The organism is Croceibacterium atlanticum (assembly GCF_001008165.2).
GTDB classification, from domain to species: Bacteria; Pseudomonadota; Alphaproteobacteria; order Sphingomonadales; family Sphingomonadaceae; genus Croceibacterium_C; species Croceibacterium_C atlanticum.
Genome location: NZ_CP011452.2, coordinates 691,125 through 712,436 on the forward strand (window position 1 = coordinate 691,125; position 21,312 = coordinate 712,436).

Here is a 21,312-nt window from a genome sequence, read left to right on the forward strand (position 1 = left end):
TAATGGCTGTGACCGCGGTCAGCTATCACGACACCGTTAACGATCTGCAAGGGCTGCCATTCACTGCGTCAGGCCCATTCAGCCGGCCGGAATGGTTCGCCCTGCTGGAAGCATCGGGCGCAAGGCCGGTAATAGCGCTGGCGCGTGATGGTGACGATGCAGTCGCCCTGCCCCTGATGCAGCAAGGTTCCGGGCTGGACATTCTCACAAACTGGTACGCCTTTACCTGGACCGATCTGGCCACGAACCATGTCCGGCGGGAAGCATTGCTGGGCGATCTCGCCCGCTCGCTTGCCACCCGGGCGAGCCGCATCACCCTGTCAAAGCTGCCTGACGAGGACGGCACGGCAAGCAGGTTTGAACGCGCGTTCCGCAAGGCAGGCTGGACGGTCTTTCGCGAGATTTGCGATACCAATCATATCCTCACCCTCGCCGGGCATGATTATGCCGATTATCTTGCCGGCAGGCCGGGCAAATTGCGCACCACGCTGAAGCGCAAGGCGAAGAAAGTCGAAGTCGAAATTCTCGAACATTTCGATGCAGATGGCTGGGCATCTTACGAATATGTCTATGGTCATAGCTGGAAGCCCGAAGAAGGCGATCCCGCCCTGCTGCGCCGCTTCGCGCAACAGGAAGGCGCCGCTGGCCGTATTCGCCTGGGTCTTGCCCGCCATGATGGCGAAGTGATTGCCGCGCAGTTCTGGACGGTGGAAAACGGCACGGCCTATATCCACAAGCTGGCCCATCTCGAAAGTGCGAAGCCTTTATCGGCCGGCACCACGCTTACGGCCGCCTTGTTCCGGCATGTGATCGATCGCGATCACGTGGAGAAGGTGGATTTCGGCACGGGCAACGATCCCTACAAGGCTGACTGGATGGAGGAGACGCGGCCCCGTTACCGCCTGACCTGCATGCGTGCGGGCGATCCGCGAAACTGGCCCGCAATCGCCAGGTCCATGCTCCGCAAGCTTGTTTCCGGCGAACGCGCTGGCTAGGGCAGACGAAGAAGCACGTGTCATGACTTCCCAAGGGGCCGTAAACCCGATGACTGCCGATAGTTGCGCCTTCCAGAGCGCTGATCCGATCCTGCGAGAAGTCCTGCGGGACGTGCTGGGCCTGACGCAGGAGCGTGTTGCCGAATTTGACGCCGATACCGGCTTGTTCGGGCATCTTCCGGAACTCGATTCCATGGCTGTCGCCGGTCTGCTGACGGAAATCGAAGACAGGCTCGACATCGTGATCGAAGATGATGATGTCGATGGCGACATGCTGGAAACCTATGGGGCGCTGTTGAGCTTCGTCGAAGCCAAGCGCAAGCAAGGTTGACGGGCCGAACGTGATTGCCGCCTGGCCATCGCCCAGCGGCGGAGAAGAATATGCGGTTGTCTTTGACGGCAACCGCGACAGGCGGTTGCTGATCCTCCCGGCGCTGTTCGATGAAAGCAACAAGCTTCGGCATTTCACTGTTGAAGTGATGCGGCTGCTCGATGCGGCGGGTATGGATTGCTTCCTGCCCGACCTGCCCGGCTGCAATGAGAGCGTTGCGCCCTTGCCGGAACAGACGCTGGATAGCTGGCGCAATGCCGCCCAAGCCGCCGCCAGCCATTTTCGCGCGACATATGTGCTTGCCATTCGTGGAGGCGCGCTGGCCGCACCCCCCGGCCTCCCAGGCTGGCGCTATGGCGCGGTCAAGGGGGAGGCTCTGCTGCGGGCCATGCTTCGCGCCCGTGTGCTGGCAAGCCGTGAAGCCGGGATGGAGGAAAGCCGGGAGGAGTTGCTGGAACGCGGGAAAGCGGAAGGTCTGCAACTTGCCGGATATCGCCTTGGCCCCGAAATGATCCGCCAATTGCAAGGCGCGCTTCCCGCCGACCTTGTCGATGTTGCCCAGAATGAACTGGGCGCCCCCGGCCTGTGGTTGCGCGCGGAGCCGGACCATAATCCGGAACAGGCAAGCGCACTGGCCGATCTTCTGGCAAGGAATCAGTCAGAATGAGCCGGCGCCATATCCAGTTTGCCTGCGAGACGGAGCAACTTCTCGGAACGCTGGACGATGCACCGGGGACCACGGGCCTGCTCATGGTCACGGGCGGCAATGAAACCCGCGCGGGCGCGTTTTCCGGGCAGGCGCAACTGGCCGCCCGTATCGCATCGGCCGGCCACCCCGTCTTCCGCTTCGATCGGCGCGGCGTGGGTGACAGCAGCGGAAAGAATGGCGGCTTCCGCGAAAGCGGGCGGGACATCGCCGCCGGTTTCGCGGCCTTTTTCCAGGAACGGCCAGACATGACGCGGGTGGTCGGCTTCGGCAATTGCGATGCAGCCAGCGCGCTGATGCTGTTTAGCGGTGGGGGATGCCATTCGCTCGTCCTCGCCAATCCGTGGACCTTTGAAGAAGATGATGGCGCGCTTCCGCCCGAAGCGATCCGCGCGCGCTATGCCGAAAAGCTAAGGAACCCGCGTGAACTGCTCCGCCTGTTGGGCGGCAAGGTATCCATTTCCAAACTGGCAGGGGGCGTGCTGCGCGCCATGCGCCCCGCCCCGCCGCCGACCAATCTGGCCCAGGAAATAGCCAGCGGGCTGGAAGCTTTTGACGGGCCGGCCCGCATCCTTCTGGCCGGTCGGGACCGCACGGCCCGCGCTTTTCTTGGCGTGTGGAACGCCGATGATCCGCGGCTTTCAATCCGACCGGACGCGGATCATGCCTTCTCGGACCAGGGATCGCGCGACTGGCTCTTCGCCCATTTGCTGGAAGCGCTAGCGTAGGAACAGGCTGGCCAGTTCCACATGGGTGGACCAGCGAAACTGCCCGACGGGGCGCAATTCGGCCAGCCTGAAACCGGCATCCATCAGGATTCTGCCATCGCGGGCCCAGCTGGAAGGGTTGCAGCTGATATAGGCTATCCGGGAAACGCCGCTTTGCGCCAATTGTTCGATCTGGCTGCGCGCCCCGGCACGAGGCGGATCGAGCAGGACACCGTCAAAGCCTTCCAGTTCTTTCGCGCGCATCGGGTTGCGGAACAGGTCGCGATGCACGGCCTCTACCGGCAAACGCGCCCGGCCCGCGGCCGAACGGCAGGCCAGAAAGGCATCGCGCGCCGCCTCCGCCGCGATCACTCGCGACGATCCAGCCAGAGCAAAGGCAAAGGTGCCCAGACCGGCGAACAGGTCCGCCACATTGGCGCATCCGCCCAGCCAGTCCCGCGCAGCCGCGGTCAAGGCTGCCTCCCCATCGGGCGTGGCCTGCAGAAATGCACCGGCCGGATAATCGACCGGCACATTGGAAAGGGTCACCGTGACCGGGTCCGGTTCCCAGAAAACTTCCGGGCCATAGCCCTGGTCCAGCATCAGCCGGGCCAGACCCTTGTCGCGGCAGAAATCGAGAAGCGCCTCGGTTTCTTCCAGGCCGCCTAGCTCCAGCCCCTTGATCGAACAATCGACGCCCTGATCGCACCGGACAAGTTCGATCTCCAGCGCATAGCGTCCCTTGCGCCGCCCCAGCATCACCCGGAGCGGTTCGACCATGGCGAAAAGTTCGGGCGCCAGGACATGGCATTCGCGCATATCCACGACGCGATGCGATCCCGCTTCATTGAAACCGATAACTGGCCGGCCGCCGCCATTGATGGCGCGCAATGTGGCGCGCCTGCGGCTGCGCGGTGGGGAGAGGTGCGGCGGATATACTTTCTCCGCCTCCATCCCCTGCCCATGTGCAGCCAGAACCACCCGGTCGCGCACGAAATCGCCCAGCGTCTCCTCGTCGAAATGCTGCAACTGGCATCCGCCGCATTTTCCGAAATGGCGGCAGGGCGGCGCAACGTGATGCGGCCCTTCGCGCAAACTGCCATCAGCCAGCAACAGATCGCCGGGCGCGGCCATGGCCACATGTTTGCCGGACGCGGTAACGCCGTCGCCCTTGGCGGCGACGCGCAGGATTTCTTCAGTTTCACTCACAGGCAGGCCGCGTAGGCGCCTGCGAGGGATCTGACCAGATCGGAAGGTGTGAAAACCGGGCCTGCCTGATGCGCAGCTTCTCCATGCAACCAGATTGCCTGCGCTGCGGCATCGACCGGCGCGGCACCATTGGCCAGCCTGCTGGCAATCAGCCCCGCCAGCACATCCCCGGTCCCCGCCGTGGAGAGCCAGCTTGGCGCGGGCCGTGCGATTCGCAATTCGCCATCCGGGGCGGCGACCAGCGTATCGGGCCCTTTTGCCGCCACAACCGCACCCGATTTGCGGGCGAGTTCATGCAGGTGGCCAATGCGGTCTTCCCCCTCAATCCCAAAGGCAGAAAACAGCTGCGCCAGTTCGCCCGAATGCGGCGTCAGGATCAACGGAGCCGTGCGTGCCGCCAGCATGGCGGGCCGCAACAGTACCAGCGCATCGGCATCGAGCACGGTTGGCAAATCCCTGGCGAGCACAGCGGAAAGACGGTGCTGCGCCGCATCGTCTCGCGTCAGTCCCGGCCCCACCAGAAGCGCGGCGATCCTTCTATCCGCCAGGGCATGTTCGAGCGGTGAAGTATCGATTACCAATTCATCCGGCGCGCATTGCGGGTGGTGATCCGCGAACAGCTTAATATAGCCCGCTCCGCCATGTGCAGCCGCGCGGCACGCCAGCATGGCCGCCCCCGGCATGGCCCCGCCGACGATTGCGAGAAGGCCGCGCGTATATTTATGCGCATCCCGCGCTGGTGTGGGGAGATGTGGGCGACGGATCATGGTGCCGGCATCGGCCACCCTGCCAATTCCGATATCGACGAGACGCCTTTCCCCCATGGCCTGCATGGCGGGCATCAGCCAATGGGCATATTTCCACGCGCCGAGCGAAATGGTGAGGTCATAATCAGGCAGGCCGTCATTCAATGGCTGGCCGCTATCGCTTTCGATCCCGCTGGGCAGGTCGATCGCCACACGCGTGGCATGGTCTTCCGCCAGGCGGCAAACCAGTGCGGCAAGTTCATCTGAAAGCGGCCGCCCCAGCCCGCTGCCGAAAAGGCAATCGACGAATACACCGCCCTTGCCCATTTCTGCGAATGGACCGTGATAGGCAGCTCTTGCCGCGCGCGCCGCATCGGTCGCCGGCTCCAGCGGCGCGACAATTGACACCGGCAAGCCGCGACGCAGCAATTCCCGTGCGATTACATAGCCATCGCCGCCATTATTGCCGGGGCCGCACAACACGGTGACGCTGCGGCCACCAGCCACGCGCCAGACCCATTCAGCGGCGCCTTTCCCGGCGCAATCCATCAGGCTTTCAACAGTTTCGCCGCCGTCGATCAGCGACTGTTCGGCGGCGCGCATTTGCGCAACGCTCAAGACCTGGTCAATCGCCGCCATGGCCGCCAATCGTCGCGGGCAGGCGATATTTGTCTGCCCCGACGCTCACTTCTATTCCATTGTCCAGCAGGCTGATCCGGGCCGGTTCGGCACCGTCCGCAGTGGCCACGCCATTCCCATCCGCCAGCACTTCGAACCGGCGGAACCCGCCATCGGGATGGCGCAGCACGAGCATCAATCGGCCATCTTCTATCCGGCGCTCCACGCCGCATTGCCGCTCGAACCCGGCAGCGCCGCCGAGTGCACATTCGATCATGGAAGCGGGATCGCCCGATGCCCCGTCAGCCGCGCCGGAACAGGCGCCCAGCGCGCCCAGCAGGCCGGGCGCGAGCAAACGCATCAACGGGCGACCCTGATCTGGCTGACATCGCGCACGGCGCCGCGCGCCGCGCTGGTGGTCATCGCCGCATAGGCCTGCAGCGCGGCGGATACCTTGCGCTGCCGCGGCTTGGCGGGCTGCCAGGCGGCGTCGCCCTTCGCTTCCATTGCTGCCCTGCGCGCGGCCAGTTCCTCTTCGGAAATGGCAAGCTTGATGGTGCGACCGGGAATGTCGATTTCGATCGTGTCCCCATCCTGAACCAGCCCGATCGTGCCGCCTTCCGCCGCCTCTGGCGAAACGTGGCCGATGGAAAGGCCGGATGTTCCGCCGGAAAAGCGGCCATCGGTGATCAGCGCGCAGGCGGCGCCCAAACCCTTCGATTTGAGATAGCTGGTCGGATAGAGCATTTCCTGCATGCCCGGCCCGCCGCGCGGCCCTTCATAACGGATCACCACGACATCGCCCGCCACGACCTGATCGGTCAGGATCGCGGTAACGGCGGCATCCTGGCTTTCAAAAACCTTGGCCGGGCCGGTGAATTTGAGGATGGAATCATCCACGCCAGCGGTTTTCACGATACAGCCATCCAGCGCGATATTCCCCGAAAGCACGGCCAGCCCGCCATCCTTGCTGAAAGCATGATCGGCGGAACGGATCACGCCATTTTCCCGGTCCAGATCCAGCGATTCCCAACGGCGGGACTGGCTGAAAGCCGTCTGCGTGGGGACACCGCCCGGCGCGGCGGCATAGAATTCATGCACCTTGTTGTTCTGTGTGCGGCCGATATCCCAGTCTTCCAGCGCGTCCGCCATGGTCGGGCTATGCACTGTGGGCAGCGCGGTATTGAGCAGGCCGGCTTTCTCCAGCTCGCCCAGGATCGACATGATACCGCCCGCGCGGTGCACATCTTCCATGTGCACATCGGATTTTGCGGGCGCGACCTTGCACAGCACGGGCACCTGACGCGACAGCTTGTCGATATGTTCCATGGTGAAATCGACACCTGCTTCCTGCGCAGCGGCAAGCAGATGCAGCACCGTATTCGTGGAACCGCCCATGGCGATATCCAGCGACATGGCGTTCTGGAAAGCATGGAAGCTGGCGATGGAACGCGGCAGCACGCTTTCGTCGTCTTCCTCGTAATATCTCTTCGCCAGCGTCACCACCAGGCGGCCGGCACGTTCGAACAATTGCTGCCGGTCGGAATGGGTTGCCAGTTGCGAGCCATTGCCCGGCAGGGAAAGGCCCAGCGCTTCCGTCAGGCAGTTCATGGAATTGGCCGTGAACATACCGGAACAGGATCCGCAGGTGGGACAGGCCGAGCGTTCGATGGTCTCGACTTCCTCGTCCGTCATCTTGTCATCGGCGGCGGCAACCATGGCATCCACCAGATCCAGCGCGACTTCCTTGCCCCGCAGCTGGACCTTGCCCGCTTCCATCGGGCCGCCGGATACGAAGACGACCGGAATGTTCAGCCGCATCGCCGCCATCAGCATTCCGGGCGTGATCTTGTCGCAATTGGAAATGCAGACCATCGCATCGGCGCAATGGGCATTGACCATATATTCCACGCTATCGGCGATCAGGTCACGGCTGGGCAGGCTGTAGAGCATGCCGTCATGGCCCATGGCGATCCCGTCATCGACGGCGATAGTGTTGAATTCCTTCGCCACGCCGCCTGCTGCTTCTATCTCGCGCGCGACGAGCTGGCCCAGATCCTTCAAATGGACATGCCCCGGCACGAACTGGGTGAAGCTGTTCACCACGGCGATAATCGGCTTGCCGAAATCCCCGTCCTTCATGCCCGTCGCGCGCCAGAGGCCGCGCGCGCCGGCCATGTTGCGGCCGTGGGTGGAAGTGCGTGAACGATAGGCAGGCATGTTTTGTTTTCCGCTGGATTGAAAATTGGAAATATTGTTTCCGCGGCCCACTATAACAGATGGGCTTGCAGTCGAAGCATAAATTGCAGGAAAGGCAGAGCCGCCTATTCCAGTTCCTGTGCCACACGCCCGGCTATATCGGCGATCATCGCCGCCCAGCGGGCCTGCCCTGCTTCATCCTCGATCAGATCGTTGCGCAATTCGATGGCGAGATAGGGCCGGCCATGCGCTTCTGCATGGCGGTTCATCGTGGCATTGAGCAGCCGGCCCGAATAAGGTTCGTTATCACCTACTTTCACGCCCTGCGCGGCGAACAGGCGAAGCGCATGCTGCGCGGCGCGATCATCCTGGTTGTAGAGTATGCCGATTTCCCACGGCCGGGCCTGCGCATCACTTTCCAGCGCGGGGGTGAAGCTGTGGATCGACAGGATCAGGCCCGGCTCCGCAGCGTCCAGCCATTCGGCCATCGCCTGGTGATAGGGGATGTAATAATCGCGGATCCGCCTTTCCCGGTCGGCGCCGATATTGCCCGGGATCAGGTGCCCGTCACTCATTTCCGGGATCAGGCCGGGAGAATCCTCTTCCCGGTGAAGATCGATCACGAGCCGGCTGATGCAGGCGAGATGGGCCGGGATATCATGGCGGCGGGCAAGCCGTTCGGTAACGCCGGCAGCGCCGATATCCCATGCGATATGCTTTTCCATCAATTCTGCCGGGACACCCAGTTCGATCCCGTCAGGCACATGGTTGGAAGCATGATCGCACACCGCGACAATGCCGCCTTTATGCGGCGTGCCGATCTGTTCGAACAGCAATTCGCTCATCGCAGGGATCCTTGCATCTGCCACCAGTCCTTGTGCTCCAGAGCCAGCTTTTCCGAGGCTTCGCGCATGACGTCATGGCTGCTATACGTCGCAAAACAGGTCGCGCCCGATCCACTCATCCGGACCAGATCGGCGCCGGTATCTTGCAGAACCTCCAGCACATCGGCGATCTGCGGACATTGCGATATCGCCGGGGCTTCCAGATCGTTCCGGCCTTCCTGTGCGATCCGCGATACCGGGCCATCGGGCAGCGGCCCTCTATCCTGGCCATCCCAGGCCTTGAACACCGGCCCGGTGGATAAAGCTATGCGCGGATTGACCAGCAGAACCGCCTTGCCGGCCAGATCGTTTTCCACCGGTTCAAGCTCGGTACCCGTGCCCCGGCCAATGCAGGTCCTGCTGGCCACGCAGGCGGGCACATCGGCCCCAAGCCGTGCCGCGCGCTGATGCCAGTCATCCGGCAATCCATATGCCTCGCCGATCAGGCGGAAAACCGCACCCGCATCGGCAGAGCCACCGCCCAGCCCCGCCGCCACGGGCAGGTTCTTTTCCAGCTCGATCGCAAGCCCATCACCATGAGGCAGCGCAGTCAGTGCCTGTAAAACAATATTGCCAAACGGGTCAGTAAGTTGGTCGGCAAACTCGCCGGTAATTCTCAGTTCGTCCCGCTGCGCGCTGCGCGCCACGAGCCGGTCGCCCGCATCGACAAAGGCGAACAGGCTCTCCAGCTCGTGATAACCATCATCCCTCCGCCGCCGCACATGCAGCGCCAGGTTTATCTTGGCATAGGCTGTTTCGGTCAGGCGCAAGCGATGATGCTCACATATTCGGGTAATTGGGGCCGCCGCCGCCTTCGGGCGTGACCCATTCGATATTCTGCGTCGGATCCTTGATGTCGCAGGTCTTGCAGTGGACGCAGTTCTGCGCGTTGATCACCAGCTTCGGATCGCCTTCTTCCACGCCGGTAAACTCATAGACGCCTGCCGGGCAATAGCGTGCCTCCGGCCCGGCATAGAGCGGCCAGTTGATCCGTTCCGGAACTGTGGGATCCTTCAGCACGAGGTGACATGGCTGGTCCTCCTCGTGATTGGTGCCGGAAAGGAAGACCGAGGAAAGGCGATCGAAACTGAGCGCGCCATCGGGCTTGGGATAGTCGATCGGCTGATAGAGGTCGGCCCGGCGCGTGGATTCCGCATCCGTGTGATGCTTCATGGTCAGCGGCAGGCGGATCTTCAATGTCCGCAGCCACATATCGGCCCCGGCCAGCAATGTGCCGATGGCGCCGCCGAATTTCGCGACCAGCGGCTGCGCATTCTTCACCAGTTGCAGCTCGTCCGCGATCCAGCTTGAACGCAGCGAGCTATCATATTCGGAAAGCTCGTCTTTCTCGCGCCCGGCTGCCACTGCCGCACCGATTGCGTCAGCGGCCAGCATACCGCTCTTCATCGCAGTATGCGTGCCCTTGATGCGCGGGACGTTCACGAAACCGGCCGAACAGCCGATCAGGGCCCCGCCAGGGAAGGCCAGTTTCGGCACGCTCTGCCAACCGCCCTCATTGATCGCCCTTGCGCCATAGGCCACGCGCTTGCCCCCTTCGATCACCGCGCGGATTGCCGGATGATGCTTCCAGCGCTGGAATTCCTGGAAGGGCGAGACATAGGGATTTGCGTAATCCAGCGCGGTCACGAAGCCGAGCGCGACCTGCCCGTTGGCCTGGTGGTAGAGAAAGCCCCCGCCCCAGGTTTCGCTTTCAGAAAGCGGCCAGCCCTGCGTGTGGATGACCCGGCCGGGTTCATGCCGTTCGGCCGGAATATCCCACAACTCCTTGATCCCAAGCCCATAAACCTGCGGCTCACAATCGGCCTCCAGGTCAAAATGGCTCTTCATCCGCTTGGTCAGATGGCCCCGCGCCCCTTCGGCGAAGAGTGTGTATTTGGCATGCAGCTCCATCCCCGGCTCATAATCGCCTTTCCGAGATCCGTCTGAGGCGATGCCCATATCCTGCGTCGCGACGCCCATCACCGCGCCAGCTTCGTCAAACAGCACTTCGGATGCCGGGAATCCGGGGAAAACCTGCACGCCCATTTCTTCCGCACGTTCAGCCAGCCAGCGGCAGAGATTGCCCAGCGATCCGGTATAATTGCCATCGTTGGACATGAGCGGAGGCATGGTCAGATGCGGCATGGAAATCTTGCCGTTCCGGCTCAGCACCCAATGGTGATTTTCCGTAACCGGCACCTGCGCCAATGGGCAGGTTTCGCGCCATTCTGGCAGCAATTCATCCAGTGCGCGCGGATCAACCACGGCGCCGGAAAGGATATGCGCCCCGACTTCGGAACCCTTTTCCAGAACCACGACTTCAAGCGCTTCGTCGATCTGTTTCAGCCGGATTGCGGCAGCCAGGCCGGCCGCCCCCGCGCCAACAATCACCACATCGACAGGCATGGATTCACGTTCGCTCATGTCAGGCGCTCATTTTTTGCTATGACTTATAACAACCTTGGACTTGATCGCTGCCGGTCGGCAGGTCAAGACCCGCAAGGAAACACGCATGGAAGATCGCCTTTCTCCCTCTCTCGCCGACAGCATATCCGCCGCAATGGATTGGTGGCGCGATGCCGGCGTGGATTGCAGCTTCGAGGATGAGCCGCAAGCCTGGCTTGCCGATCCGGTGGAAAGTGAACGCGCAGAAGCTCCGTCGGCTCCCAATCGGCCCAAGCCCAAGCCCGAAGCCGCGCCGGTTCCGAAAATCGGTGGCGATGGTGGCAATTGGCCGCAGGATCTTGCCGCCTTCCGCAATTGGTGGCTGGAAGAACCGAGCCTTGATCTAAGGGCTGCAACGCCCCGGATTGCCATGCGCGGCCCCGCCGATGCACCGCTGATGATACTTGTTCCCATGCCGGAAGCGGAAGACACCGAAATCCTGTTTTCCGGCCCGCAGGGTATGCTGATGAATTCCATGGTGCAGGCCATGGGTTTTGCGCCGGATGCGGTGTGCCTTGCCGCCGCTCTGCCCCGGCACATGCCGGTGCCCGACTGGGCTGGCCTGTCCGATGCGGGATTGGGCGAAATATTGCGCCATCTTGTCGCGCTGGCCAGGCCGGAGCGGCTGCTGGTGCTCGGCCGCAGCATTCCACCGCTCTTCGGGCACAATCCGGCGCAGGACTCTCCCCAAGGATTCCAAATACCTATTGATTCCGGTCCCGTGCCAGCAATGGTCGGTTACGCGCCAGAACGGTTGTTGCAACAACCGCGCCTGCGAGCCGGCCTGTGGCGACGCTGGCTCGAATGGACGGATCACGGATCGCAATGAAAACACTGATTTCTGCCCTGGGCGTCGCGACAGTCGCATTCGCGGCATTTCCTGCCGAAGCGCGCAGCAGCCGCGAATATTTTGTCGCCCATGCGGTCGGCCACGCCGCGCCTCGCCAGCTGAGCCAGGCCGATCACGCATATTACACGGAAGTTTTCGACCAGATCGACCGGCAGAACTGGGACCGGGTGAAGGAATTGCTGGCCCAGCGCGATGACGGGTTGCTGCAACGCGTTGCAGAAGCGGAATTCTACCTGGCGGGCAATTCTCCCCGTGTCGAACTGCCGCAAATCCTGGACTGGCTGCAACGGGGCCGCAACCTGCCGCAGGCCGCGCAGATGGGCCGGCTCGGCCTCGCCCGCGGTGCCGCCGAACTGCCCCGACTCCCGGCGGAGAATGCCCTTTATTCGCGCAATGGCAGCCCCAAACGCGTCAAGCCGCGCTCTGTCGACGATGGCACCATGCCCGACAATGTGCGCAGCCAGATCCTTGATCGCATCGTCAATGACGATCCCGACGGGGCACGCCAATTGCTCGACGGGATCGACGGCGCGCTGAGCGGGGAAGCCCGCGCCGAATGGCGCCAGCGCGTCGCGTGGAGCTATTACATCGAAAACCGGGATGAAGCTGCACTGGCCATGGCCAGTGCCGTTTCGGCCGGCAAAGGCGCCTGGGTGGCAGAGGGTGATTGGGTTGCCGGTCTTGCCGCATGGCGCCTTGGCGATTGCGGGATTGCCAGCGATGCCTTCCAGCGCGCGGCCTATGGCGCAGTCAATCCGGAACTGCGTGCCGCGTCCTATTACTGGGCGGCGCGGTCCGCCCTGCGTTGCCGCGAGCCTGACAAGAGCGCCGATTTCCTGCGCCATGCGGCCCAGGCGGACGAGACATTGTACGGCATGCTGGCGGCCGAACAACTCGGCATGGAACTTCCGGCGCGTCTCGCCCATTCCGATTTTTCCGATGCGGACTGGCGCCGGATCGGCGGCATAGAAAACGTCCGCATCGCCATCGCCCTGTCAGAAATCGGGCGGGATCGGCTTTCAAGCGAAGTATTGCTGCATCAGGCCAGGCTGGGCGATCCGGCCGATTACGGGCCGCTGTCTCGCCTCGCTCGTGATCTCGGCATGCCTTCGACGCAGCTCTATATGGCTTACAACGCGCCCAATGGCGGAGAGCCGGACCCATCATCCTATTACCCCACCCCGAAATGGGAGCCTGTAACGGGCTGGAGGGTCGATCCCGCGCTGGCCTATGCCCACACCCTTCAGGAATCGAACTTCCGCGCCAATGCGATCAGTCCGGCAAATGCGCAGGGGCTTATGCAGATCACGCCGATCACGGTGCGCGAACATGCCGGCCGCCTGGGCCTCAGCGCCAGCCAGGTCGATATTCTCGATCCTGGATACAATCTCGCTTTCGGTCAGCAAAACCTTGAAATGCTGAGAGATCAATCGGCCACAAGGGGCGCGTTGCCCAAGATCATGGCGGCCTATAATGCCGGGCTTTCCCCGGTCACGCGCTGGAACAGCGAGATCAACGATCAGAACGATCCATTGTTGTACATGGAATCGATTCCCTATTGGGAAACGCGCGGCTATGTCGCCATCGTCATGCGAAATTACTGGATGTATCAGCGGCAGGCCCATGCGCCATCGGATAGCCGCGTGGCACTGGCACAGAACGACTGGCCGAAATTCCCCGATGCCGATGGAGATAACCGCAATGGCGGCCGCGTCTATTTGTCGGCAGGTGCGCAATAATGGCGATTGATGAAAGCAGGCAGTTCAAGCCGATCAATATCGCATTGCTGACCGTGTCGGATACGCGCGGACCGGATGAAGATACGTCGGGCGATCTGCTGGCCGCCAGGATAGAGGCTGCCGGCCACAAGCTGGCGGACCGCGCAATCCTGCGGGACGATGCCGATCTGATAACGGCCAAGCTGAATGAATGGATCGAAAATCCCGATGTCGATGCCGTGATCTCCACCGGGGGACCGGGCTGACCGGGCGCGACGTAACGCCGGAAGCGCTCGACCGCGTGAAGGAGAGGGACATCCCCGGCTTTGGCGAATTGTTCCGCTGGATCAGTTACAACACGATCGGCACCAGCACAGTTCAATCGCGGGCCTGCGCCGTGGTGGCACGTGGCACCTATGTCTTTGCCCTGCCCGGCTCCAACGGCGCGGTTAAGGATGGCTGGGACAATATTCTGGCCGAACAGCTGGATGCCCGAAACCGGCCCTGCAACTTCGTGGAATTGATGCCCCGCCTTCGGGAAAAATAGCTACAGGGCGATCGACGCCCAGTTGCCCCGAGCTTTTGTTCTTGCTATGTTCCTATTATGGAACGTCGCAAGGAGCCTGCGATTCATGGACGAGGAGCGCAATCGGCGCATGTCCCGCAGCGCTTCGGCCTGGCCAATCGCGAAGCCGATGGCGACTGGCGAGATGCGATGGAGGCGCTGGACGGCCCCCCGGTAAAGTTGCGCACGAGCGTGACGGAGGAATTTCCGAAGACCATCCTCAGCTTCAACCAATCGCCGGATATCGCCTTCGACCGTTCGATCAACGCCTATCGCGGCTGCGAGCATCTTCCCGACAGTTATGTAGCAATAACTTCAACGAGTTAGATAGTTTTGGACTTCAAACCAAATGACTGCTTTGGCTCATCCTGCGGAAAAAGCTGCCTTTCAGCTTACGACCCGATTGCGGACATTCGCTTAGTCCGACAATGTCGGCCAATGTGGCTTCGAGTTCATGTTGCAGAGTGGCAGACGCCCTACCGCCAGTTGGTCTACTGGTTCATCGCCGCTTTAGCCTGCTTCGTAGCTACGTCGACGGCTTTATGGTTCGGCGGATTTATCGGAGTTCCTTTCGCTTTTCTCGCTGCGTTCGCCCTAGCCGTCGGTTGGCTCATCCTTCTACTGCTAAGCTTGAAGGTTGCTTGGGTTCGGCGGGACCGACCTAAGCAGGCGTTGTGCGCAGGAGCAGCACCGCTCGGAGCAATCGGATTGGCTCTCGCATTTGCATTGCCAGTCATGTGGGCTGTTGCCTGGACCTTTGACTGGGCCTCCTTCCTCAACAACCGCTCGGACTATGAAGAGGTGGTCCGCCTTGCACGGGAAGGGCGGTTTGACGCCAAAGTGCGAGAGTATCAAGAGCACGATGGAACCACGTTCATGCTCGATGAGGGTCCGCCACGTCGAGTGGCCTTTCCAATGCCCGGAGGGTTCCTCGATAACTGGTCGGGAGTCATTTACGATCCGACTGGAGAGGTCATGTTGGCGGACGGCTTTGATTCAGAAACCGGTGAATTCGCGGCACCGGAGCGGATTACCAAGCTGTTTTACGGTGACATAGTTTCCTGTCGGCACATGCTGGGCAGCTTCTACAACTGCTCTTTCACCTGACTTCTGCTTCCCACCCAAATAATGGACGCTCGATGAGTTTGAACGAGCGCCTGTAAGCGGACATTGCTCTCCGCGCGACTCCTCACTGATCTGGATCGACAAGCCGCTCTGTTCTTAATATGTTCCGGCAATGGAATACACCAAAGGCAGAGGTGCAGCCTCCAATCGCGCCAGCGAGCGCTTCGGATTACCGGCGCATCATCAAGACGGCGAATGGCGTGAAGAGCGAGAGGCCGTGGATGGCCCTTCCATGGCTGCATCTACTGCCGTCACGGAACTGCACCCGAAGACAATTCTCTCGTTTAATCAGTCGCCTGACATCCTTTTCGACCGCTCAATTAACCCTTTTGTGGGCTGCGAACATGGCTGCATCTATTGCTTTGCCCGCCCTAGCCATGCCTATCACGATCTTTCTCCGGGCCTGGATTTCGAGACGAAGCTTTTTGCCAAGCCCGATGCGGCCCGCCTTTTGCGTGAAACCCTGGCCCGGCGCCGATATCGCCCGCGTCCCATAGCCATGGGGACCAATACGGATCCCTATCAGCCGATCGAAAGCCGTTACCGGATCACCCGGGAAATCCTGGAAATCTGCCTCGAAACTCGCCATCCGGTCACCATCACGACCAAGTCGGACCGCGTGCTGCGCGATCTGGATCTGCTCGTGCAATTGGCGGAACGGCAATTGGTCGCAGTCGCTTTATCCGTCACGACCCAGGACCCCCGGCTTTCCGGCCTGCTCGAACCGCGCGCCTCTTCCCCGGCAAAGCGGATGGCGGCGCTTGCCCGGCTGGTGCAGGAAGGAGTGCCTGCCCATTGTTCGGTCGCTCCGGTCATTCCCGCCATTACCGATTGCTTCATGGAAGAGATCCTGCAGCAGGCCGGCGATGCGGGGGTGAAATCCGCCGGCTGGATCGCCCTGCGCCTGCCGCATGAAGTGGCCCCTCTGTTTCGCGAATGGCTGAGCGTCCATTTCCCGGATCGCGGGGACAAGGTGATGTCCATTGTCCGTTCCATGCGCGGCGGCAGGGACAATGATCCCCGGTTCATCTCCCGCATGAGGCCGCGCGGCGTATGGGCGGAATTGTTCCGCAGCAGGTTCCGCATCGCCCGCAAACGTGCCGGCATGGGCCGGCCTAGGTTCGAGCTGGATTGCAGCCAGTTCCGCCGTCCGCAAGATGGTGTACAGATGCAACTCATCTAGATTTTCCGCACGTAATAGCCCGGTCACATTCATATAGCAGGAACCAAACGCCGCATTCGGCGTCTATGGGGCCCAGGCGCACGGAATGCGCACGGTTCGGTAAGCCTTGAGAAAGGCACCCGACACGAGGAGGAAAGATTGAGGAAACTGGTAATCGGCCTCGCCACCGCCACTGCGGTTGTTGCGACGCCTGCTGTCGCTCGCGATGGTCAGCTTTATACCGGCATCGAAGGGGGCATCCTGTTCCCTGAACAGCTGGATCTGGAAGATGATGCGGACGACAGCATTTTCGTCGAAGGCAATAATGGCTGGGAAGGCGATGTCCTGCTCGGTTATGACTTCGGCATGTTCCGCCTGGAAGCGGAAGGCGGATATAAGTCCTACGGCACGGAACAGGTAATTTCGAACGCTGCGGGCATCCCCGGCATTGAAGAGCCGCTCGTGCTCGGAGCATATGATTCGATCAACAGCAGCGACGTTTCCGTGTGGAGCGGCATGGTCAACGGCCTGCTCGACTTCGGTGGCGAAAAGGGTGTCGGCTTGTCGCTCGGTGGCGGCATCGGCATCGCGTCGGTCAAATCGAAGATCGCAACCACGGTTGGCGGCTTCCTGAACGACCGGGATTCCGGTTTTGCCTATCAGGGCATTGCCGCCCTTCGTGTTCCCGTGACCGAACGAATCGATCTGGGCGTGAAATATCGCTATTTCCGCGTCGACAATCTCGATTTCGTCGACACGACCGGACGCGCGCTGGAAACGGACCTTGCCACTCACTCGGTTCTGGGTTCGGTGGTATTCAACCTCGGTGGCAAGGAAGCTGCACCGCCGCCTCCTCCGCCTCCGCCGCCGCCTCCCCCGCCGCCGCCTCCTCCGCCCCCGCCGCCTCCGCCTCCGCCTCCGCAGGCTGTGTGCAACAAGGGGCCGTACATCGTGTTCTTCGACTGGGATAAGTCGGACATCACGCCCGAGGCTGCGACCATTCTCGACAGCGCCGTCACTGCCTATGGCAATTGCGACAGCGTGCCGATCATGCTCGCAGGCTACACCGACCGTTCCGGTACGGTGGAATACAATCTCGGCCTGGCCGCTCGCCGCAATGAAAGCGTGCAGGAATATCTGACTGGCAAGGGTATCCCCGCCGGTTCGATCACCAGCGAAGCTTTCGGCGAAGCCAATCCGCGCGTTCCGACCGCTGACGGCGTTCGCGAACCGCAGAACCGCCGCGTCGAAATCACTTACGGTCCGGGTTCGGGCATGTAAGCGACGCCGCTTTCAGGCAAAAAAAGGGGCCGGAGGAGAAATCCTCCGGCCCTTTTTCTTTGTGTGAGCGGCCTGTCAGGCAACCAGTTTGAGATGTCCCCGGCCGCCCTGCGGCTTGAAGGCAAGCACGCGCAACCCGTCCACATTGGAAAGCTGGTCAACCAGTTCGCCATCAAGCACGAAATCCCGGCCAAGCCGCAGAAGCGGATCGTTTTCTTCGCCCAGCAGAAGCCGCGCGATCACTTCGCCGCGCCCCGGCGCGCCTTCGGCCAGAGACATGCGAAGATGCTGCAATGCCTCCACCGTCATCACTTCCAGTTGCAGCATCATCCGCGCGCTGTCAGTCACTTCGGAAAGCGGACGCGCGCCCCGCACGGTGACCCGCGGCGCCTCATCCGGACTGGGTGAATCCAGTTCGACCTGCAGCAATACGCAGGTGCCATCCGCTGCCCAGTTCTGGAAATTGCTGACGAGGCTCTCCTCGAAACAGGCAGCGCTGAACTGGCCGGTGGAATCGGAAAAATCCGCCCGGATAAATTCTGCGCCCTTGCGCGTGCGGCCTTTGTTCACGCTTTCCACCATGGCAGCGATCACGGCCGGCTTGCGCCCGCCGACCACGCCTTCTTCCATCAGGCTGGCGTAAGATCGCGCGCCATTGGCGGAAGCGATGGTGCGGTATTGTTCCACCGGATGCGCGGCGAAGAAGAAGCCGAACGTATCGCGCTCCGCAGCCATCTGGTCGGTGCGGCTCCACGGTTCGGCCTCTGCCAGGCGCAAGGACGGTTCCTGATGATCTTCGCCCCCGAACAATCCGGCCTGCCCGCTCTGCCGTTCACGCGCGGCAGATTCCGCGACTGCCAGCAACATTTCCGCATTGGCCAGGATCCTGGCCCGGTTCGGTTCCAGACTGTCAAAGGCGCCGGCGCCCGCCAGACCTTCCAATTGCCGCCGGTTCATCGCCCCCTGCGGCATGCGGCGAAACAGGTCTTCCAGGCTTTCGAATTCGCCGCGCGATTCCCGTTCCGCCACGACCTGTTCCATCGCCCGTTCGCCGACATTGCGGATACCCGCCAGCGCATAGCGAACCGCGTGCCCCATCTCTGTCTGTTCGACCGTGAATTCGGCTTCCGAACGGTTCATGTCCGGGCCCAGCAGGCTGATGCCGTTGCGGCGCAGATCGTCCACGAATACGGCCAGCTTTTCCGACTGGTGCATGTCGAAACACATGGAAGCGGCGTAGAATTCTTCCGGGTAATGCGCCTTCAGCCAGGCCGTGTGATAGGACAGCAGGGCATAGGCGGCGGCGTGCGATTTGTTGAAGCCGTAACCGGCGAACTTGTCGATCAAATCGAACAGTTCATTGGCCTTCGCCTTGTCGATGCCGGAAACTTCCTTGCACCCTTCGATGAAGCGGGCGCGCTGCTTGTCCATTTCCGCCTTGATCTTCTTGCCCATGGCGCGGCGCAGCAAGTCCGCATCGCCGAGCGAATATCCGGCCAGGATCTGCGCGGCCTGCATCACCTGTTCCTGATAGACGAAGATGCCGTAAGTCTCCGCAAGGATGCCTTCCAGCTTGGGATGCGGATATTCGATCTCCGCCTCACCATTCTTGCGTTTGCCGAACAGGGGGATGTTGTCCATCGGCCCCGGCCGGTAGAGCGAAACGAGCGCGATGATGTCTTCGAACTTGGTCGGCTTCACCGCGCTCAGCGTGCGGCGCATGCCTTCCGATTCCAGCTGGAACACGCCGACAGTGTCACCGCGCTTCAGCAAGGCGAAAACGGCGGGATCGTCCCACGGCAATTGGTCCAGCTCCACCTCGATCCCGCGCCGGGCCAGCAAATCCACGGCTTTCTGCAACACGGAAAGCGTCTTCAGGCCGAGGAAGTCGAACTTCACCAGGCCGGAATCCTCGACATGCTTCATGTCGAATTGCGTTACCGGCATATCCGACCGCGGATCGCGGTAGAGCGGCACGAGTTCGGACAGGGGCCGGTCCCCGATCACCACACCGGCGGCATGGGTGGATGAATTGCGCGGGAACCCTTCCAGCTGCATCGCCAGATCCACGAGGCGTTTCACCTCGTTGTCATTATCATATTCCCGCTTGAAATCGGCGGCGCCATTGAGCGCCCGCGGCAAGGTCCACGGATCGGTGGGATGGTTGGGTACCATCTTGGTCAGCCGGTCCACCTGGCCATAGGGCATTTGCAGGATGCGCCCGCAATCGCGCAACACGGCGCGGGCCTTCAGCTTACCGAAGGTGATGATCTGGGCGACCTTGTCGCGCCCATAGCGTTCCTGGACATAGCGGATCACTTCGCCGCGCCGCGTTTCGCAGAAGTCGATATCGAAGTCGGGCATGGAAACGCGTTCCGGGTTGAGGAAGCGTTCGAACAGCAAGCCAAGCCGCAGCGGATCGAGATCGGTGATGGTCAGCGCCCAGGCCGCCAGCGAACCCGCGCCGGAACCACGCCCCGGCCCAACCGGAATATTGTGATCCTTGGCCCATTTGATGAAGTCGGCAACGATCAGGAAGTAACCGGGAAAGCCCATCCCGATGATGATCCCGATCTCATATTCGAGCCGGACCTTGTACTGTTTCACTTCGTCCAGAATACCCGCAGCCGCAAGTTCGGGGAATTCGCGGCCCGGCCGATCCAGATCATCTGCCGTGGGCAGGTTCAACACCTCCGCCAGTTCGGCATGGGTCGTTTCCGGATAATAGAGTTTCAGCCTGCGCGTCAGGCCGCGCCGGGCATCTTCGGCCAGCATTTTCGCTTCGCCTTCCTGGTCACCGGCAAGGCTAGGCAGGATCGGCTTGCGCTTCGGCGGAGCGACGGCGCATCTTTGCGCGATAACCAGCGTATTGGCGGTCGCTTCCGGCAAATCCTCGAAATCCCGCGCCATCACCTCGGCGGATTTCACATAGGCTTCCGGAATTGAACGCGGGCGGTCGTCACTGTCGATCTGGGTCGAATTGGCGATACACAGCATCGCGTCATGCGCGGCATGCATATGCGGTTCGGCAAAACAGGCCGGATTGGTCGCCACTATGGGCAAATCCATGCGATAGGCACAATCCAGCAACGTCTCTTCAGCGGCTTCTTCTATCGCATTGCCGCGCCGCGCCAGTTCGACATACAACCTGCCGGGAAACAGGGCGGACAGCTTTTCCAGCACTTCTTCCGCATGATCGCGCTTGCCATCGGCCAGCAGGCGCGTGACTGTTCCCTCGCTTGCGCCCGTCAGGGCGATCAGTCCGTCAGTATGGCCGGCAAAATCATCAAGCGTGACATGCGGTTCCAGCTCAAGCGGCCGTTCCAGATGCGCCTTGCTCACCAGATGACAGAGATTTTCCCACCCCGTGCCATCCTGCGCATAGAGCGGGAGATAATCGACCTCTTCGCTGCCATGCCCCCGTGACACGCCCAGCAGTGTACCCACGATGGGCTGGACGCCTTCCGAACGGCAGGCCGCGGCAAAGGCCACGGTGCCATACAAGCCGTTGCGGTCGCAGATGGCGATGGCCGGAAAATCCCGTTCCTTCGCCAGCTTGGCCAAGGCCTTCGGATCAATCGCAGCTTCGAGCATGGAGTAGCTGGAGAGAACGCGGAGCGGAACGAAGGGTGCGAAGGACATAGGATAAATCTGCTGCTGTTGCGCCTTCCATTCAAGAAGACTGATGTGTGGGCTTGGGGAAAACACCGATTTTTCTTTTCACGCAAACCGGGCTGTGTTTCCTTGGCCGGACTGGCCAGACCCACAAAA

Annotated in this window: 17 protein-coding genes and 2 pseudogenes; 11 read left to right on the plus strand and 8 right to left on the minus strand. The window is 61.7% G+C overall.

Annotated elements, in window-relative coordinates; translation table 11 throughout:
* The first annotated feature begins 2 nt into the window (after nt 1-2).
* From WYH_RS03285 to WYH_RS03300, 4 genes are read left to right on the plus strand one after another with little or no spacing between them, the layout of a single operon-like run.
* Complete coding sequence (locus tag WYH_RS03285) at nt 3-995, plus strand: GNAT family N-acetyltransferase (RefSeq protein WP_082347785.1); 993 nt, start codon at nt 3-5, stop codon at nt 993-995.
* Nucleotides 996-1,017: 22 nt separating this feature from the next.
* Nucleotides 1,018-1,326, plus strand: coding sequence for a phosphopantetheine-binding protein (locus tag WYH_RS03290; RefSeq protein ID WP_413226749.1), 309 nt, complete (start codon nt 1,018-1,020; stop codon nt 1,324-1,326).
* Between the two features lie 10 nt (nt 1,327-1,336).
* Nucleotides 1,337-1,993: an alpha/beta hydrolase family protein gene (locus WYH_RS03295; protein ID WP_046902704.1), complete on the plus strand. Its 657-nt coding sequence runs from the start codon at nt 1,337-1,339 to the stop codon at nt 1,991-1,993.
* Nucleotides 1,990-2,760 carry a hydrolase 1, exosortase A system-associated gene (locus WYH_RS03300; protein WP_046902705.1) on the plus strand — a complete coding sequence of 257 codons (771 nt, stop codon included), beginning with the start codon at nt 1,990-1,992 and terminating at the stop codon, nt 2,758-2,760. Before WYH_RS03295 ends, WYH_RS03300 begins: the two co-directional genes overlap by 4 nt.
* On the opposite strand, the gene WYH_RS03305 is transcribed toward WYH_RS03300, so the two are convergent.
* From WYH_RS03305 to WYH_RS03335, 7 genes are all read right to left on the minus strand, one after another.
* Entirely contained in the window at nt 2,752-3,948 is a 1,197-nt protein-coding gene (locus WYH_RS03305; RefSeq protein ID WP_046902706.1) for a class I SAM-dependent RNA methyltransferase, read from the minus strand. The two genes, WYH_RS03300 and WYH_RS03305, sit on opposite strands and share 9 nt — an antisense overlap.
* The gene (locus WYH_RS03310; protein ID WP_046902707.1) at nt 3,945-5,333 is read right to left on the minus strand and encodes a bifunctional ADP-dependent NAD(P)H-hydrate dehydratase/NAD(P)H-hydrate epimerase; all 1,389 of its coding nucleotides are present in this window, start codon (nt 5,331-5,333) and stop codon (nt 3,945-3,947) included. Before WYH_RS03310 ends, WYH_RS03305 begins: the two co-directional genes overlap by 4 nt.
* On the minus strand, nt 5,320-5,673 hold the full coding sequence (locus WYH_RS03315; RefSeq protein ID WP_046902708.1) for a hypothetical protein: 354 nt from the start codon (nt 5,671-5,673) through the stop codon (nt 5,320-5,322). The genes WYH_RS03310 and WYH_RS03315 overlap by 14 nt, the downstream gene beginning before the upstream one ends.
* A complete protein-coding gene (gene ilvD / locus WYH_RS03320) occupies nt 5,673-7,532 on the minus strand; it encodes a dihydroxy-acid dehydratase (RefSeq protein WP_046904762.1) in 1,860 nt (619 codons plus the stop codon). Before ilvD ends, WYH_RS03315 begins: the two co-directional genes overlap by 1 nt.
* A gap of 104 nt (nt 7,533-7,636) precedes the next feature.
* Nucleotides 7,637-8,356 (minus strand): N-formylglutamate amidohydrolase, encoded by a 720-nt coding sequence (locus WYH_RS03325; RefSeq protein ID WP_046902709.1) that lies wholly within the window; start codon nt 8,354-8,356, stop codon nt 7,637-7,639.
* Nucleotides 8,353-9,165 carry a 4-(cytidine 5'-diphospho)-2-C-methyl-D-erythritol kinase gene (locus WYH_RS03330; RefSeq protein WP_046902710.1) on the minus strand — a complete coding sequence of 271 codons (813 nt, stop codon included), beginning with the start codon at nt 9,163-9,165 and terminating at the stop codon, nt 8,353-8,355. The genes WYH_RS03325 and WYH_RS03330 overlap by 4 nt, the downstream gene beginning before the upstream one ends.
* Before the next feature lie 10 nt (nt 9,166-9,175).
* The gene (locus WYH_RS03335) at nt 9,176-10,819 is read right to left on the minus strand and encodes an electron transfer flavoprotein-ubiquinone oxidoreductase (RefSeq protein ID WP_046902711.1); all 1,644 of its coding nucleotides are present in this window, start codon (nt 10,817-10,819) and stop codon (nt 9,176-9,178) included.
* Between the two features lie 88 nt (nt 10,820-10,907).
* Here WYH_RS03335 and WYH_RS03340 point away from each other — a divergent pair, with 88 nt between their 5' ends.
* From WYH_RS03340 to WYH_RS03370, 7 genes and pseudogenes are all read left to right on the plus strand, one after another.
* Complete coding sequence (locus WYH_RS03340; protein WP_046904763.1) at nt 10,908-11,669, plus strand: uracil-DNA glycosylase family protein; 762 nt, start codon at nt 10,908-10,910, stop codon at nt 11,667-11,669.
* A complete protein-coding gene (locus WYH_RS03345; RefSeq protein ID WP_235979821.1) occupies nt 11,666-13,429 on the plus strand; it encodes a lytic transglycosylase domain-containing protein in 1,764 nt (587 codons plus the stop codon). The genes WYH_RS03340 and WYH_RS03345 overlap by 4 nt, the downstream gene beginning before the upstream one ends.
* A pseudogene (gene moaB, locus WYH_RS03350) lies at nt 13,429-13,955 on the plus strand (molybdenum cofactor biosynthesis protein B). Before WYH_RS03345 ends, moaB begins: the two are co-directional and overlap by 1 nt.
* A gap of 57 nt (nt 13,956-14,012) precedes the next feature.
* Nucleotides 14,013-14,261, plus strand: a pseudogene (locus WYH_RS03355) (PA0069 family radical SAM protein); the annotation flags it as partial.
* Nucleotides 14,262-14,681: 420 nt separating this feature from the next.
* Complete coding sequence (locus WYH_RS16950; protein WP_169780692.1) at nt 14,682-15,080, plus strand: hypothetical protein; 399 nt, start codon at nt 14,682-14,684, stop codon at nt 15,078-15,080.
* A gap of 130 nt (nt 15,081-15,210) precedes the next feature.
* Nucleotides 15,211-16,281: a PA0069 family radical SAM protein gene (locus tag WYH_RS03365; protein ID WP_046902714.1), complete on the plus strand. Its 1,071-nt coding sequence runs from the start codon at nt 15,211-15,213 to the stop codon at nt 16,279-16,281.
* A gap of 138 nt (nt 16,282-16,419) precedes the next feature.
* Entirely contained in the window at nt 16,420-17,541 is a 1,122-nt protein-coding gene (locus tag WYH_RS03370; protein ID WP_046902715.1) for an OmpA family protein, read from the plus strand.
* Between the two features lie 75 nt (nt 17,542-17,616).
* Here the strand turns inward: WYH_RS03370 and dnaE are convergent, their stop codons facing one another.
* Nucleotides 17,617-21,183 (minus strand): DNA polymerase III subunit alpha, encoded by a 3,567-nt coding sequence (gene dnaE, locus WYH_RS03375; RefSeq protein WP_046902716.1) that lies wholly within the window; start codon nt 21,181-21,183, stop codon nt 17,617-17,619.
* Nucleotides 21,184-21,312: the final 129 nt, after the last annotated feature.

Coding starts and splice junctions, on each gene's coding strand:
- WYH_RS03285 (WP_082347785.1), top strand. CDS start 3: ATGGCTGTGACCGCGGTCAGCTATCACGACACCGTTAACGATCTGCAA.
- WYH_RS03290 (WP_413226749.1), top strand. CDS start 1,018: ATGACTTCCCAAGGGGCCGTAAACCCGATGACTGCCGATAGTTGCGCC.
- WYH_RS03300 (WP_046902705.1), top strand. CDS start 1,990: ATGAGCCGGCGCCATATCCAGTTTGCCTGCGAGACGGAGCAACTTCTC.
- WYH_RS03310 (WP_046902707.1), bottom strand. CDS start 5,333: ATGGCGGCGATTGACCAGGTCTTGAGCGTTGCGCAAATGCGCGCCGCC.
- WYH_RS03315 (WP_046902708.1), bottom strand. CDS start 5,673: ATGCGTTTGCTCGCGCCCGGCCTGCTGGGCGCGCTGGGCGCCTGTTCC.
- ilvD (WP_046904762.1), bottom strand. CDS start 7,532: ATGCCTGCCTATCGTTCACGCACTTCCACCCACGGCCGCAACATGGCC.
- WYH_RS03325 (WP_046902709.1), bottom strand. CDS start 8,356: ATGAGCGAATTGCTGTTCGAACAGATCGGCACGCCGCATAAAGGCGGC.
- WYH_RS03335 (WP_046902711.1), bottom strand. CDS start 10,819: ATGAGCGAACGTGAATCCATGCCTGTCGATGTGGTGATTGTTGGCGCG.
- WYH_RS03340 (WP_046904763.1), top strand. CDS start 10,908: ATGGAAGATCGCCTTTCTCCCTCTCTCGCCGACAGCATATCCGCCGCA.
- WYH_RS03345 (WP_235979821.1), top strand. CDS start 11,666: ATGAAAACACTGATTTCTGCCCTGGGCGTCGCGACAGTCGCATTCGCG.
- WYH_RS03365 (WP_046902714.1), top strand. CDS start 15,211: ATGGAATACACCAAAGGCAGAGGTGCAGCCTCCAATCGCGCCAGCGAG.
- dnaE (WP_046902716.1), bottom strand. CDS start 21,183: ATGTCCTTCGCACCCTTCGTTCCGCTCCGCGTTCTCTCCAGCTACTCC.